Source organism: Pseudomonas sp. NY15435 (genome assembly GCF_048068295.1).
Taxonomy (GTDB): domain Bacteria; phylum Pseudomonadota; class Gammaproteobacteria; order Pseudomonadales; family Pseudomonadaceae; genus Pseudomonas.
The window spans coordinates 784,157-798,303 of record NZ_JBLUQA010000001.1; the positions used below are offsets into that span (position 1 = coordinate 784,157).

The window sequence follows — 14,147 nt, forward strand, 5'->3', positions numbered from 1 at the left end:
GGGCCGGCCTGGAGGGGCCGGCCACGGGGCTTACTTGATCGCCGTCGGCGGCTGGATCTGGCTCATCAGATCGTTGTTCCACTGGCCTTCGACCTGGATGTGCGCTGCAGCGCCCAGCAGTACAGCCTCGATGAGGTTGTGGTTGAGGTAGGTGTACAGGCCCGGCTGGCGGAAGGTATACAGCGCGGCTCCGGCCGCGCCGCCCGGGATGAACCAGGTTTCCAGGTCCTCTTCCGGCGGGTTGCGGAACTTGCCGGTGGCCCAGACGTGGTCGCCGTGCCCGCCGATCAGGTGCGGTCGGGTATCACGGTTGGCCTGGGAGTGGACGATCAGCAGGGTCTCGCCGACGTTGGCCTTGAGCGCGTTCTTGCCGGTAAGGGCGCCGACCTTGCCGTTGAACACGATGTGACTGGGAATCAGCCCCTTCATGACCTGCTGCATGTCGTTGTAGCTTTCCATGGGCGTGCCGTAGCGCTTGAAGTTGCCATCCTTGTCGCGCGGGACGTAGTAGTCCTGCTCGCCGATGTAGACCACCTTGTCGTACTTCAGCGCCTTGCCGTCGCGGTCCTTCAGGCCATCGCGCGGCAGCACCATGATCGCGCCGTTCATGCCCGAGACCACGTGCCACGGGATCATCGCGCCGCCCGGCGCGCAGTGGTAGACGAACACCCCGGGGCGGGTCGCGCGGAAGCGCAGCTTCACTTCCTCGCCGGGCTGGATGATGGTCAGCGCGCCACCACCCAGAGCCCCGGTGGAGGCGTGGAAGTCGATGTTGTGGGTCAGGGTGTTGGTCGCCGGGTTGACCAGGGTGAGCTCCAGGTAGTCGTCCTGGTGCACCACCATCATCGGCCCGGGTACCGAGCCGTTGAAGGTCATGGCGTGGATTTCGGTGCCATCGTCGTCGATGACCAGCTTCTTCTCCTCGATCACCATGCGGAACTGCACGACCTTGGGCTTGCCCTTGGCGCGCTGTTCGTGGGCATGGACCAGGGGAGGAGCCACCAGCTCGACCTGGACGTGCTCCAGCTTCGAGAGGTCCACGGCGGGACCCATGTTCTTCGGCGCGGCTTCCCCGTCGGCCATGGCGTTGCCGCTGCCGAGCATGGTGCCGGTCACGCCCAGGACCACGGCGCCGGCCAGAAGGGTGCGGCGGGAAAGCGAAATCTCTTCCTGATCAAGCATGGGTAACTCTCCGTAATCGACGAACTGTCGTTGGCTACAGAAATACCCGGTCGACAGATTCCTTCTTTGAGCCGGAACAAAGAAGGAATCTGCTGGACAACGTGTCGCAGGTTCTTCTGTGCGGTAGATCGTGTTTACAGTCTTGTCCCCATGCGGGCGGGCAAGACCCGGCGCGGCGAGGTAAGATTCGTTCTGTTCTGAATTCCGGCCCGGCGTGCGGGCTCCAACGGACAAGGATCATTCATGCGTCTGTACGGACTGACCCTGCTGGCCCTGATCACCGGCTCCCTCGGCGTGCAGGAAGCGCGCGCGAGCAGCGACGACTCCTGTTATCCGAGCTGGAACCTCAAGCGCGACACGCTGGACGTGTGCAATAGCCTGCCGTTCCTGAGCCCGGGCAACGACAGCCGGGTCAACCTGCAGTTGCTGCTGGCCGACGCCGGCCAGGCGAGCATTCCCAATCGCGCGCTGACCGATGACGAGCAGCAGCTGGGCTACGGCCAGGTGCCGTTCCCGCTGGCGCGCTGGCTGGAAGGCTCCGCGCCCGGAGATGCGAGCGACAGCGCCACCAGCACCGCACCGTTGGCCGACCTCGCCGCGCGCATTGGCCTGCCGGCGGATGCCGTGCAGTCGTCCGCCGACAGCTTCGCCAGCGGCGAAGGCAGCCGGTGCCGCAGCAACAATGCGGGCACCGCCCAGGATTTCCTCAGCCAGCTGCTGCTGGTCGATAGCCTGTCCACCGGCGAGCGCCAGGGCCTGGCCCGCGCACGCCTGACCCTGCTGGGTGCCTGCCAGTGGGACGAAACCCAGCTCAGCGTGCTGCTGCCGGGTGACCTGCAGAGCGCACCGGCCAAGGCTTACCGCAACTACCTCAAGGGCGCCGCGGACTTCTACAGCGGCCGCTTCGGCGACGCGCTGAAATCCTTCCGCGCCCTGCAGGACAGCGACCAGCCCTGGCTGAAGGAAGCCTCGCGCTACATGGTTGCTCGCGCCCTGCTCAACCAGGCGCAGCAGAACGCTTTCGACGAGATGGGCTACCCGGACCTGCGCAAGGTCGACAAGAAAATCCTCGCCCAGGCCGAAACCGCCCTGGGCGACTACCTGAAGGCCTATCCGCAGGGCCGGTACGGCGCTTCGGCCAAGGGCCTGATGCGCCGCGTCTACTGGCTGATGAGCGATGAAAGCCGACTGGCCGGCGAGTACGCCGAACTGTTCGCCCGCAAGGATGCCGACGATCTCGCCCAGTTGGTGCAGGAAGTAGACAACAAGCTGCTGGTTACCGCGCACCCGGCCGACGTGAGCGACGCGCGCCTGCTGGCGGTGCTCGACCTGATGCAGATGCGCCACCATGAACCCAACGAACCCCGTGCCCTCGACGCCGCAGGACTGGCGGCGCAGAAGGACCTGTTCGCGAAGTACCCCGGCCTGCACGACTACCTGACGGCGGCCTACCAGCTGTACGTCGAGGAAAAGCCCGCCGAGGCACTGAAATCCCTGCCCGAGGAATTGCCGGCCAAGCTTGATTACCTTGCCTTCAGCCAGCAGACCCTGCGCGGCTTCGCCCTGGAAGCCGGCAACGACTGGATCGCCGCCGAGAAGCTCTGGCTGCGTCTGCTGCCTCTGGCGGCAGAGCCGCTACAGCGCGAGCAGCTGGAGCTGGCGCTGGCCTTCAACTACGAGCGCAGCGACCGCCTGGTGAAGGTCTTCGCCGAAGGCTCGCCGGTGCACACGCCGATCATCCGCGAGATTCTCCTGCGCCACGTCGCCGGCCCCGACCTGCTGCGCCAGCAGGCGAAATCCACCAGTGTGTCGGTGGAGGAACGCGATACCGCACTGTTCGCGCTGCTCTACAAGGACCTGCTGCACGGCCAGTACCAGGCCTACATCGACGACCTCGCGTTGCTGCCCACCGACGGCAGCGGCAAGCCGCTGGGCGCCAGCATCGGCTACCTCTATGGCAGCATGCCGCTGTCGCTGTTCCAGTGGCCGGGCGGCAAGAACGACACCGGCTACGAATGCCCGGCCATCGTCGACGTCGCCCGCGACCTGCTGCAGAACCCGCAGCCGCCCAGGGCGCTGAACTGCCTGGGCGAATTCATCCTGCGCAACGGCCTGGACGGCTTCCCGCTGGACACCCAGCCCAGTGAGCGCGAGCTGGGCGGCGGCGAATCGTTGTTCCCCGGCACGCCCTACTCGCGCATGGACGGCTACCTCAAGGTGATCGCCGACAAGCAGGCCGTGGAAGAGGACCGCGCCTACGCGCTGTTCCGCGCCATCAACTGCTTCGCGCCCAGCGGCTACAACGGTTGCGGCAGCCAGGATATCGCTCCGGCGCAGCGCAAGCAGTGGTTCCGCGCCCTCAAGGGCCAGTACTCCGCCACGCCCTGGGCGAAGTCCCTGAAGTACTACTGGTAAGCCCCGTGCGGCGTGTCCTCGCCTTGGCGCTGGCGTTGCTTGCGGGCAACGCCCCGGCGGCCGGTGTGGACGCCGCGGACCATGACGCTTTCTGGCTCTGGAGCGGTGTCGCCGCGCAACCGGTGCTGGCCCAGGCGCGCACCCTCTACGTGCTGCAAGGGCAGGTGAGCGCGCCGCGCTATGGCGACGGCCGCGCCCGCATGATTGCCCAGGGCATTGCCATCCCGCGCCTGAAGCAGGGCGAGGTGTGGGTGGTCTACCGCGCCCACACGCTGCGCTGGAACGAGGACATCTACCGCACCCTGCTGTCCCAGCTGCGCCGCTGGCGCGCCGCCGGCAATCCGGTGGTCGGCGTGCAGATCGACTTCGATGCGCGCACGCGCTACCTGCATGAGTACGTCGACTTCCTCCAGGACCTGCGCAAGCGCCTGCCCGCGGGCTGCAAGCTGAGCATCACCGGGCTGATGGACTGGGGCAGCAACGCCGCGCCGGAGACCATCAACCGCCTGGCCGGTGTCGTGGACGAAGTGGTGGTGCAGACTTATCAGGGGCGCCAGACCATTCCCAACTACCAGGCCTACCTGCCGCGCGTGGCGCGGCTGCAGCTGCCGTTCCGCATCGGGCTGGCGCAGTACGGAGAGTGGCAGGCGCCGGACTACCTGGCGAAGAGCCGGTGGTTCAGGGGGTATGTGGTGTTCCTGCAGAACCCGTGAGGCAACGGCGTAGGGCGTATAACGTTCGACGTTATACGCCGTTTTACCCTGGTCTCCGACCGCGCGAATTCCAATCTGAAAACCTGTGACAGGGCGCTTCGAGCTCGACCGATGCGTCTGCTGATGATCAGGGGGCATCGGCGTACCACCGCGAACGGTTGTACGCCCTACGCCTGGGCATCAGCTCCCGCCGCACCCACACTTGCCGCAATCGTTCCCGCAACCGCCGGCCGCGGCCGGTTCCCGTGCATCGCGTGTAGTGCTGCCATTCAGGTTGCGCATCAGCAGGGCGTACTGCAGGTCCAACTCCTCGGGCACCGAGAGATAGACCACATGTCCATCGCCGGGCGCGACGCCGATGGATTCGCCGCGGTTGTTCTCCAGTGCGTGCAAGCGGAAGGTGCGGTTGCCCGTCGGGGTCATCAGCTCGACGCTGTCGCCGACCTCGAAGCGGTTCTTCACTCGCACCTCGGCCAAACCGTGGCGGCGCTCGCCGGTGAACTCACCGACAAACTGCTGGCGCTCCGACAACGAGTGGCCGTACTGGTAGTTCTGGTACTCGTCGTGCACGTGGCGACGCAGGAAGCCTTCGGTGTAGCCGCGGTGGGCGAGGGATTCCAGGGTATCCATCAGACCGAGGTCGAAGGCGCGCCCGGCGACGGCGTCGTCGATGGCCTTGCGGTAGGCCTGGGCGGTGCGCGCGACGTAGTAGTGGGACTTGGTACGCCCCTCGATCTTCAGCGAATGCACGCCCATCTGCGCCAAACGTTGCACGTGCTGGATGGCGCGCAGGTCCTTGGAATTCATGATGTAGGTGCCGTGCTCGTCTTCGAAGGCTTCCATCAGTTCGCCGGGGCGGTTGCCTTCCTCGAGCAGGACGATCTCCTTCGTCGGCGCACCGATGCCCAGGGTCGGCTCGACGTTGCGCACCGCGTGGCCCAGCTCGTCTTCGTGGGCGGCGTGGGTCTGGTATTCCCAGCGGCAGGCGTTGGTGCAGGTGCCCTGGTTGGGGTCGCGGCGGTTGATGTAACCCGACAGCAGGCAGCGCCCGGAGTAGGCCATGCACAGCGCGCCGTGGACGAAGACCTCCAGCTCCATGCCCGGTACACGCTCACGGATTTCGCCGATTTCCTCCAGCGACAGCTCGCGGGACAGGATCACCCGCTTGAGCCCTTGCTGGCGCCAGAACTCCACGCTGGCCCAGTTCACCGCGTTGGCCTGCACGGAGAGATGGACATCGACCTCGGGGAAATGCTGGCGAACCAGCATGATCAGGCCGGGGTCGGACATGATCAGCGCATCCGGGCCGAGCGCGATCACCGACTCCACGTCCTGCAGGAAAGTCTTCAGCTTGGCGTTGTGCGGGGCAATGTTGACCACCACGTAGAGGCGCTTGCCCTGGGCGTGGGCCTCGTTGATGCCGGTGGCGAGGTTGGCGTGGTCGAATTCGTTGTTGCGCACTCGCAGGCTGTAGCGCGGCTGGCCGGCGTAGACGGCATCGGCGCCATAGGCGAAGGCGTGGCGCAGGCTCTTCAGCGAGCCGGCGGGGCAGAGCAGTTCGGGGGAAAACGGAGTGTGGGACATGACGGCGCAGCGGGAAGTGGGAAAAAGGCCGCCACTCTAGGAAGTCCGCGGGCTGTGCGTGCTGAGCGAGGTCAACGCCAGGGCGCTTTTCGTAGGAGCGAGCTTGCTCGCGAACCGCCCAGCGCCGGAGCTGCCGGTAGGTTTTGTTCGCGAGCAAGCTCGCTCCTACAACTCAGTCATGAAGCCGCAACGCATCACTCCAGCCAGCGTCGTCCCTGCAGTTCCAGCAACGCCTGCGCCGGTTCCGGCCCGTTGCTGCCGGCTGGATAGGGACGCGGGCTCTGATAGTGTTCGCGCCAGCCCTGGAGGATCGGGTCGACCCAGTTCCACGCCGCTTCCACCTCGTCGCGGCGCATGAACAGCGTCGAGTCGCCCTCGATCACGTCCAGCAGCAGACGTTCGTAGGCGTCCCAGCGGCGCTTGTTGATGCTGAAAGCCTGGGCGAGGTTGAGGTCCAGCTCCACCGGCTCCAACTGCATGCCTTTGCCGGGGGCCTTGGCCATCAACTGCACGCTGATGCGTTCCTCGGGCTGCAGCCTTATCCACAGGCGATTGGCGGCTCCGCTACCGCTACCGATCAGACTGTTGGGTACCGGCTTGAACTGGATGACGATTTCAGAGCACTTCTTCGCCATGCGCTTGCCGGTGCGCAGGTAGAACGGCACGCCAGCCCAACGCCAATTGTCGATCTCTGCCTGAACGGCGACGAAGGTCTCGGTATCGCTGTCGTTGTCGACATTTTTCTCGAACCAGTACGCCGGCACTTCCTGCCCGCCGATGTGCCCGGCGGCGTACTGGCCGCGCACGGTCTTGTCCTGCACGTCCTGGCCGGAAATCGGCTTGAGCGCCTGGAGAATCTTCACCTTCTCGTTGCGCACCGCCTCGGCATCGAAGCGCACCGGCGCCTCCATGGTCACCAGGCAGAGCAACTGCAGCAGGTGGTTCTGCACCATGTCGCGCATGGCCCCGGCATGGTCGTAGTAGCTGCCGCGATTCTCCACGCCCAGGGTTTCGCTGACGGTGATCTGCACGTGGTCGATGTGCCCGTTGCGCCACACCGGCTCGAACAGGGTGTTGGCGAAGCGCAGCGCCATCAGGTTCTGCACGGTCTCCTTGCCCAGATAGTGATCGATGCGGAACACGTGGGATTCATCGAACACTTCGCCGATGGCCTGGTTGATCGCCACCGCCGACTCCAGTGAATGGCCCAGCGGTTTCTCCAGCACGATGCGCGCCAGCGGTCCGGCGAGGCCGGCGATCTTCAGGTTCTGCGCAATGGGCGCGAACAGGCTCGGCGCGGTGGCGAGATAGTGCACCAGTACGCGGCCTTCACTGCGTTTCAGGGCTTTGGCTACGCGACCGAAATCGGCGCTCTGGGAGGCGTCCATCGCCACATATTCCAGGCGCTGGGCGAAGCTGCGCCAGGCCTCGGCGGAAAAATCGCTGCGCGCCACCTGGGCGCGGCAGTTGCGTTCGGCCAGGGCGAGGTAGGAGGCATTGTCACGCTGACTGCGGGCGAGAGCGAAGATCCGCGTATCGGCCGGCAGGCGATTCTCCCGGTGCAGGTGATAGAGCGCCGGCAGCAGCTTGTGCAGCGCCAGGTCACCGCTACCGCCGAATACCAGGATGTCGCAGGAGCTGGGAAGACTAGGGCTGGCGGGCGTAATCAAGGACTTATTCCCTGGGCTTGGCGGGTAGTTTTGTAGTATAACTACAACAAGACTACATAAATTTCAGACAACTATCACCGAGCCTATCCCTGTGAACCTTTTGCAGCACATTGCCCAGTCGCGTCATCTGCTCCGCAAGTCGGAGCTCAAGGTTGCCGATCACGTGATGCAGGACCCTGCATCGGTCATGCATAGCTCCATGGCGGACCTGGCCCACAGCGTGGGAGTCAGTGAGCCGACCATCGTGCGTTTCTGCCGCGCCATTGGCTGCACCGGCTTCCAGGACCTCAAGCTCAAGCTGGCACAGAGCCTGGCCGCTGGCGCCAGCTTCGGTCAGTTCTCGATCAACGAGAGCGACTCGGTGGCGGACTTCAGCCTGAAGATCTTCGACACCACCCTGCATTCGCTGATGGAAGTGCGCGAGCACCTCGACACCCACGCCCTGGAGCGCGCCATCGCGGCCATCGCCCATGCGCAGCGCGTGGAGTTCTACGGCTTCGGCGCCTCCGGCGCGGTAGCAGCGGATGCCCAGCACAAGTTCTTCCGCCTGCTGCTGTCGGCGGCGGCCTACTCCGACCCGCACATGCAGGCCATGTCGGCGGTGACCCTGAAGCCTTCGGACGTGGCGATCTGCATCTCCCAGTCCGGTCGCTCCAAGGACCTGCTGGTGACCGCCAACCTGGTGCGCGAAGCCGGCGCCACGCTGATCACCCTGTGCCCCAGCCAGACCCCGCTGGCGGACCTGGCCACGGTGAACCTGGCGGTGGATGTGCACGAAGACACCGACATCTACACCCCGCTGACCTCGCGTATCGCCCACCTGGTGGTGATCGACGTGCTGGCCATGGGCGTGGCCATGGCCCGTGGCCCGGACCTGGTGAATCACCTCAAGAGCGTAAAGCGCAGTCTGCGCAGCCTGCGCCTGTCGCCGAAGGTGGTGAAGAACCACGAGGAGCGCCCGGAAGAGGCGTCCTGACGCAACACCTGTAGGAGCGAGCTTGCTCGCGAACGGATTCAACCGGCGACTCGGTGGCTGGGCGGTTCGCGAGCAAGCTCGCTCCTACAAAGTTCATCCAGCCGACCGCTCGTCGGCGTCACCGGTGCTTCACCACCGCGTCGTCAAACGGTCATCCGTCGTCAGCATGCTGGCGTCTCCAGCCCTTAGGCCTTGGGAGATGCGAGATGCCCCGCCATATCGACGACACCCAGCTCCAAGTGGACAGCAAGACCCGCCGCAAGCTCGAAGACCAGCGACGCATGCAGTTCCGTCGCGCCATCGAGGACCGCATGGAGGCCCAGCGCCTCGCCCTCGAAACCTCCGATTACCCCGATCTGATCGCCGCCGCCTACCTCACTTCGGCGAAGGCGGGCCGGCGAAGCGTTCGGCAAGCTGGCTGATCATCGCCCGCTCTTCACGGATGAAGGCGACGAACGCCTGGGCGACAGGGCTCAGGCGTTTGCCGCGGGCGTGCACCAGACACCAGCTACGGTAGAGCGGCAGCTCTTCCACCGGCAGCTCATGCAGCAGCCCGGACTGCAGTTCGCGACTCACCGCATGGCGCGGTAGCAGCGCCAATCCCAGCCCAGCCAGTACGCCTTCCCGCGATCCCTCCAGCGAGGCGAATTCCAGCGTCTGCGGGAAGTGCGCGCGCTTCTGCTGGAAGTGTTCCTCGCAGGCCTTGCGCGTGCCCGAGCCGGGCTCGCGGACCAGCAACGGATAGGGTTCCAGATCCTTCAGCGAGAGCTTGGCGGCGTTGCACAGTGGGTGGTCCGGCGGCGCCACGGCGACGATCGGGTTGTTCAGGAAGGGCAGGAATTCCAGCGCCATGTCCTGCGGCACCAGGGACATGATCACCAGGTCGTCGCGGTTGTCCGACAGGCGCTTGATCACCTGGGCGCGGTTGACCACCGTGAGGTTCAGGCTGACGTCCGGGTGCTGTGCATGGAACGCGGCGAACAGGTGCGGGGTGATGTACTTGGCGCTGGACTCCACCGCCAGCCGCAGCTGGCCCTGCAGCGAGCCCTTGAGGTCGGAGAGGTTCATGTCCAGCACTTCCAGGCGCTGGAAGATGTCGTTGGTGGCACGCAGCAGCGCGTCGGCGGCATCGGTCTGGTAGAGCTTCTTGCCGATGTACTCGAACAGTGGCTGGCCGACCAGTTCTTCCAACTGGCGAATCTGCAGGCTGACCGCGGGCTGGGTCAGGGCCATTTCCTCCGCAGCGCGGCTATAGGAACGGCTTTCGCACACTGCGCGGAAAACCTGCAGCTGGCGAAGGGTCATACGCATCAATGACTTACGCATAGAAGCCTGCTCGATGGCGACATTTTCCAGCGACTATAAAGCATTCTTTATGGCTACCCCAATAATTATTGATTTTGGTTAATCCTCCTTCCCGCGCTAGGGTAAAAACACGCCGGAACCCGCTCCGGCCCAGCAGTATCCACAAGAGAATCCAGCTGCCGTGACCGGGGCTGCCGATGGGTTTTTACGCCAGGGTCCACAAAGCCCGGGCCGAGGGAAAGCCGCAGTGATCAAGAAAATCCTGATCGCCAACCGTGGGGAGATCGCTGTCCGGATCGTGCGCGCCTGCGCCGAGATGGGCATCCGTTCGGTGGCCGTCTATTCCGATGCCGACCGTCACGCCCTGCACGTCAAGCGCGCCGACGAAGCCCACAGCCTGGGCGCTGATCCGCTGGCGGGCTACCTCAACCCCCGCGCCCTGGTGAACCTGGCGGTGGAAACCGGTTGCGACGCCCTACACCCGGGCTACGGCTTCCTCTCCGAGAATGCCGAACTGGCCGATATCTGCGCCGAGCGCGGGATCAAGTTCATCGGCCCGTCCGCGGAAGTCATCCGCCGCATGGGTGACAAGACCGAAGCGCGTCGCAGCATGATCGCCGCCGGCGTGCCCTGCACCCCCGGCACCGAAGGCAACGTCGCCGACCTGGCCGAAGCCATTTCCGAAGCCGAGCGCATCGGTTACCCGGTGATGCTCAAGGCCACCTCCGGCGGTGGTGGCCGCGGCATCCGTCGCTGCAACAGCCGCGAAGAGCTGGAGCAGAACTTCCCCCGCGTCATCTCAGAAGCCACCAAGGCCTTCGGCAGCGCGGAAGTCTTCCTCGAGAAGTGCATCGTCAACCCGAAGCACATCGAAGCCCAGGTGCTGGCCGACTCCTTCGGCAACACCGTGCACCTGTTCGAGCGCGACTGCTCGATCCAGCGCCGTAACCAGAAGCTCATCGAGATCGCCCCCAGCCCGCAGCTGACCCCCGAGCAGCGCGCCTACATCGGCGACCTGTCGGTGCGTGCGGCCAAGGCCGTGGGCTACGAGAACGCTGGCACCGTGGAGTTCCTGCTCGCCGATGGCGAGGTGTACTTCATGGAGATGAACACCCGCGTGCAGGTGGAACACACCATCACCGAGGAAATCACCGGCATCGACATCGTCCGCGAGCAGATCCGCGTGGCCTCCGGCCTGCCGCTCTCGGTCAAGCAGGAAGACATCATCCACCGTGGCTTCGCGCTGCAGTTCCGGATCAACGCCGAAGATCCGAAGAACAACTTCCTGCCGTCCTTCGGCAAGATCACCCGCTACTACGCGCCCGGCGGTCCTGGCGTGCGCACCGATACGGCGATCTACACCGGCTACACCATCCCGCCGTACTACGACTCGATGTGCCTGAAGCTGGTGGTCTGGGCGCTGACCTGGGAAGAGGCTCTGGACCGCGGCCTGCGTGCGCTGGACGACATGCGCGTGCAGGGCGTGAAGACCACCGCCGCCTACTACCAGGAAATCCTCAAGAACCCGGAATTCCGTAACGGCCAGTTCAACACCAGCTTCGTCGAAAGCCACCCGGAACTGACCCAGTACTCCATCAAGCGCACCCCGTCGCACCTGGCCATCGCCATCGCTACCGCCATTGCCGCCCACGCTGGCCTGTGAGGAATTCGCACATGACCGTTTCCAAGAAAGTCACCGTCACCGATACCATCCTGCGCGACGCCCACCAGTCGCTGCTGGCGACCCGGATGCGCACCGAAGACATGCTTCCCATCTGCGACAAGCTCGACAAGGTCGGCTACTGGTCGCTGGAAGTCTGGGGCGGCGCCACCTTCGACGCCTGCGTGCGCTTCCTCAAGGAAGACCCGTGGGAGCGCCTGCGCAAGCTCAAGGCCGCGCTGCCCAACACCCGCCTGCAGATGCTCCTGCGCGGGCAGAACCTGCTGGGCTACCGCCACTACAGCGATGACGTGGTCCGTGCCTTCGTCGCCAAGGCGGCGGTCAACGGCATCGACGTGTTCCGCATCTTCGACGCGATGAACGACGTGCGTAACCTGCGCGTTTCCATCGAGGCGGTGAAGGCTGCCGGCAAGCACGCCCAGGGCACCATTGCCTACACCACCAGCCCGGTGCACACCATCGATGCCTTCGTTGCCCAGGGCAAGGCCATGGCCGACATGGGCGTGGACTCCATCGCCATCAAGGACATGGCTGGCCTGCTGACGCCCTACGCCACCGGCCAACTGGTTAAGGCGCTGAAGGATGCGCTGCCGCTGGACGTGGTAGTGCACTCCCACGACACCGCCGGCGTGGCCAGCATGTGCCAGCTGAAGGCTGTGGAAAACGGTGCCGACCGCATCGACACCGCCATCTCCAGCATGGCCTGGGGCACCAGCCACCCGGGCACCGAGTCGATGGTCGCCGCGCTGCGCGATACCCCGTTCGACACCGGCCTGGACCTGGAGCTGATCCAGGAAATCGGCATGTACTTCCACGCCGTGCGCAAGAAGTACCACCAGTTCGAGAGCGAGTTCACCGGCGTGGATACCCGCGTGCAGGTCAACCAGGTACCGGGCGGGATGATTTCCAACCTGGCCAACCAGCTCAAGGAACAGGGTGCGCTGAACCGCATGCCCGAAGTGCTCGCGGAGATCCCGCGCGTGCGCGAAGACCTCGGCTTCCCGCCCCTGGTCACCCCGACCTCGCAGATCGTCGGCACCCAGGCGTTCTTCAACGTGCTGGCCGGTGAGCGCTACAAGACCATCACCAACGAGGTGAAGCTGTATCTGCAGGGCCGCTATGGCAAGGCACCGGGCAAGATCAACGAGCAACTGCGTCGCCAGGCCATCGGCAACGAGGAGGTCATCGATGTCCGCCCGGCCGACCTGATCAAGCCGGAGCTGAACAAGCTGCGCGAGGAAATCGGCAGCCTGGCCAAGTCCGAAGAGGACGTACTGACCTTCGCCATGTTCCCGGACATCGGCCGCAAGTTCCTCGAAGAGCGTGCCGCCGGCACCCTGAAGCCCGAAGAGCTGCTGCCGATCCCCAACGGCAAGGGCGTGGCCGCTGCCGGTGGTGAAGGCGTGCCGACCGAATTCGTGGTCGACGTGCATGGCGAAAGCTACCGCGTGGACATCACCGGCGTCGGCGTGAAGACCGACGGCAAGCGCCACTTCTACCTGTCGGTGGATGGCATGCCCGAAGAGGTGGTGTTCGAGCCGCTCAACGAGTTCATCGGCGGCGGCGGCAACAAGCGCAAGCAGGCCAGCGAGCCGGGCCATGTCAGCACCACCATGCCGGGCAACATCGTCGACGTGCTGGTGAAGGAAGGCGACAGCGTGAAAGCCGGCCAGGCCGTGCTGATCACCGAAGCGATGAAGATGGAGACCGAAGTGCAGGCGGGCATCGCCGGCACCGTGAAGGCCATCCACGTAGCCAAGGGCGACCGGGTCAACCCCGGTGAGATCCTGGTTGAAATTGAAGGCTGACCAAGGACAGACGGGTCTTTAAGGTTCAGTCCCACGGGGGAGCACGATGCTCCCCCTTTTTTTTGCCCGCAGGTTTTTCGTGCTGACGGTGCGTTTGCTTGATCTGCGTCGGAAACTTCCTTCAGAAACTCATTAGCGTCGACGCTGGGAAAACTGACCAGGGTGCGGTGATGGGGAGAGTCGTTCTGTGGTGGGTGCTGCTGTGCGCGAGCACCCAGGCATTGGCGCAGTCATCGGAAATGATGGATCGGCTTGCTGCCCTGGAGAAGGACCCGGCCAAGCGCGAGCAGGCCTATGCGGCGGCCGAGGAGCGCATCCTGCTGTGCAGCAAGTGCCACGGCAAGGACGGCAACAGCAAGCGCGACTACATCCCCAACCTGGCCGGGCAGAATCCGCAGTACCTCTTCGATGCCTTCGAGAAATACGTCGACGGCCAGCGCACCGACTTCGTGATGAACCAGGCGGCCAAGCTGCTGACCATTAACGAGCGAGTGAACATCGCCTACTACTTCAGCCAGCAGAAGGTCGTGCCACGCTCGGAAGCGGCGCCGGACAAAGTGCTGGTGGAGCAGGGCGCACAGCGTTTCGCTACCGTCTGCGTTACCTGCCATGGCCAGAAGGCCATGGGACATGACGGCTTTCCGCGTATCGCAGGACAGCCCAGGCCTTACCTGACCCATGCGCTGCAGCGCTACCGGGACAAGGATCCCAGCCGGGCCGGCTCACCCATGCTGGCGGTGGCGGAGCTGCTCAGCGATGACGACATCACCGCGCTGACCGCCTACCTGAGTCAACTGCACACCGCCGACTGAC

At 64.9% G+C, this 14,147-nt stretch carries 11 protein-coding genes; 7 read left to right on the forward strand and 4 right to left on the reverse strand.

The window, feature by feature from the left end; genetic code table 11:
* Positions 1 to 30: 30 nt before the first annotated feature.
* Positions 31 to 1,083, reverse strand: coding sequence for a copper-containing nitrite reductase (gene nirK, locus ACNFH5_RS03695; RefSeq protein ID WP_416744395.1), 1,053 nt, complete (start codon positions 1,081 to 1,083; stop codon positions 31 to 33).
* A gap of 342 nt (positions 1,084 to 1,425) precedes the next feature.
* Here nirK and ACNFH5_RS03700 point away from each other — a divergent pair, with 342 nt between their 5' ends.
* Both ACNFH5_RS03700 and ACNFH5_RS03705 read left to right on the forward strand, forming a co-directional pair.
* Positions 1,426 to 3,597 carry an outer membrane assembly lipoprotein YfiO gene (locus tag ACNFH5_RS03700; RefSeq protein WP_416744272.1) on the forward strand — a complete coding sequence of 724 codons (2,172 nt, stop codon included), beginning with the start codon at positions 1,426 to 1,428 and terminating at the stop codon, positions 3,595 to 3,597.
* 5 nt (positions 3,598 to 3,602) lie between these two features.
* Positions 3,603 to 4,310, forward strand: coding sequence for a DUF3142 domain-containing protein (locus ACNFH5_RS03705; RefSeq protein WP_416744274.1), 708 nt, complete (start codon positions 3,603 to 3,605; stop codon positions 4,308 to 4,310).
* A gap of 180 nt (positions 4,311 to 4,490) precedes the next feature.
* On the opposite strand, the gene yegQ is transcribed toward ACNFH5_RS03705, so the two are convergent.
* Together yegQ and zwf are read right to left on the reverse strand one after the other, a co-directional pair.
* Positions 4,491 to 5,894, reverse strand: a complete 1,404-nt coding sequence (gene yegQ, locus ACNFH5_RS03710; RefSeq protein ID WP_416744275.1) for a tRNA 5-hydroxyuridine modification protein YegQ — start codon at positions 5,892 to 5,894, stop codon at positions 4,491 to 4,493.
* Between the two features lie 194 nt (positions 5,895 to 6,088).
* Positions 6,089 to 7,561: a glucose-6-phosphate dehydrogenase gene (gene zwf / locus ACNFH5_RS03715; protein ID WP_416744396.1), complete on the reverse strand. Its 1,473-nt coding sequence runs from the start codon at positions 7,559 to 7,561 to the stop codon at positions 6,089 to 6,091.
* A 94-nt stretch (positions 7,562 to 7,655) separates the two neighbouring features.
* Between zwf and hexR the strand changes: the two genes are divergently transcribed.
* Together hexR and ACNFH5_RS03725 are read left to right on the forward strand one after the other, a co-directional pair.
* Complete coding sequence (gene hexR / locus ACNFH5_RS03720) at positions 7,656 to 8,540, forward strand: transcriptional regulator HexR (RefSeq protein ID WP_413349461.1); 885 nt, start codon at positions 7,656 to 7,658, stop codon at positions 8,538 to 8,540.
* Between the two features lie 206 nt (positions 8,541 to 8,746).
* A complete protein-coding gene (locus ACNFH5_RS03725; RefSeq protein WP_024766117.1) occupies positions 8,747 to 8,962 on the forward strand; it encodes a PA3496 family putative envelope integrity protein in 216 nt (71 codons plus the stop codon).
* On the opposite strand, the gene ACNFH5_RS03730 is transcribed toward ACNFH5_RS03725, so the two are convergent.
* Positions 8,916 to 9,851 (reverse strand): LysR family transcriptional regulator, encoded by a 936-nt coding sequence (locus tag ACNFH5_RS03730; protein WP_416744277.1) that lies wholly within the window; start codon positions 9,849 to 9,851, stop codon positions 8,916 to 8,918. The genes ACNFH5_RS03725 and ACNFH5_RS03730 overlap by 47 nt on opposite strands.
* 241 nt (positions 9,852 to 10,092) lie before the next feature.
* On the opposite strand from ACNFH5_RS03730, the gene ACNFH5_RS03735 reads away from it, so the two are divergent.
* The 3 genes from ACNFH5_RS03735 to ACNFH5_RS03745 all read left to right on the forward strand — a co-directional run bounded on the left by ACNFH5_RS03735 (position 10,093) and on the right by ACNFH5_RS03745 (position 14,146).
* Positions 10,093 to 11,508 (forward strand): acetyl-CoA carboxylase biotin carboxylase subunit, encoded by a 1,416-nt coding sequence (locus ACNFH5_RS03735; RefSeq protein WP_138523249.1) that lies wholly within the window; start codon positions 10,093 to 10,095, stop codon positions 11,506 to 11,508.
* A gap of 11 nt (positions 11,509 to 11,519) precedes the next feature.
* Entirely contained in the window at positions 11,520 to 13,334 is a 1,815-nt protein-coding gene (oadA, locus tag ACNFH5_RS03740) for a sodium-extruding oxaloacetate decarboxylase subunit alpha (protein ID WP_416744279.1), read from the forward strand.
* 170 nt (positions 13,335 to 13,504) lie between these two features.
* On the forward strand, positions 13,505 to 14,146 hold the full coding sequence (locus ACNFH5_RS03745) for a c-type cytochrome (protein WP_416744280.1): 642 nt from the start codon (positions 13,505 to 13,507) through the stop codon (positions 14,144 to 14,146).
* Position 14,147 lies beyond the last annotated feature (1 nt).

Coding starts and splice junctions, on each gene's coding strand:
- ACNFH5_RS03730 (WP_416744277.1), bottom strand. CDS start 9,851: ATGCGTATGACCCTTCGCCAGCTGCAGGTTTTCCGCGCAGTGTGCGAA.
- ACNFH5_RS03745 (WP_416744280.1), top strand. CDS start 13,505: ATGGGGAGAGTCGTTCTGTGGTGGGTGCTGCTGTGCGCGAGCACCCAG.
- ACNFH5_RS03700 (WP_416744272.1), top strand. CDS start 1,426: ATGCGTCTGTACGGACTGACCCTGCTGGCCCTGATCACCGGCTCCCTC.
- nirK (WP_416744395.1), bottom strand. CDS start 1,083: ATGGCCGACGGGGAAGCCGCGCCGAAGAACATGGGTCCCGCCGTGGAC.
- yegQ (WP_416744275.1), bottom strand. CDS start 5,894: ATGTCCCACACTCCGTTTTCCCCCGAACTGCTCTGCCCCGCCGGCTCG.
- ACNFH5_RS03725 (WP_024766117.1), top strand. CDS start 8,747: ATGCCCCGCCATATCGACGACACCCAGCTCCAAGTGGACAGCAAGACC.
- oadA (WP_416744279.1), top strand. CDS start 11,520: ATGACCGTTTCCAAGAAAGTCACCGTCACCGATACCATCCTGCGCGAC.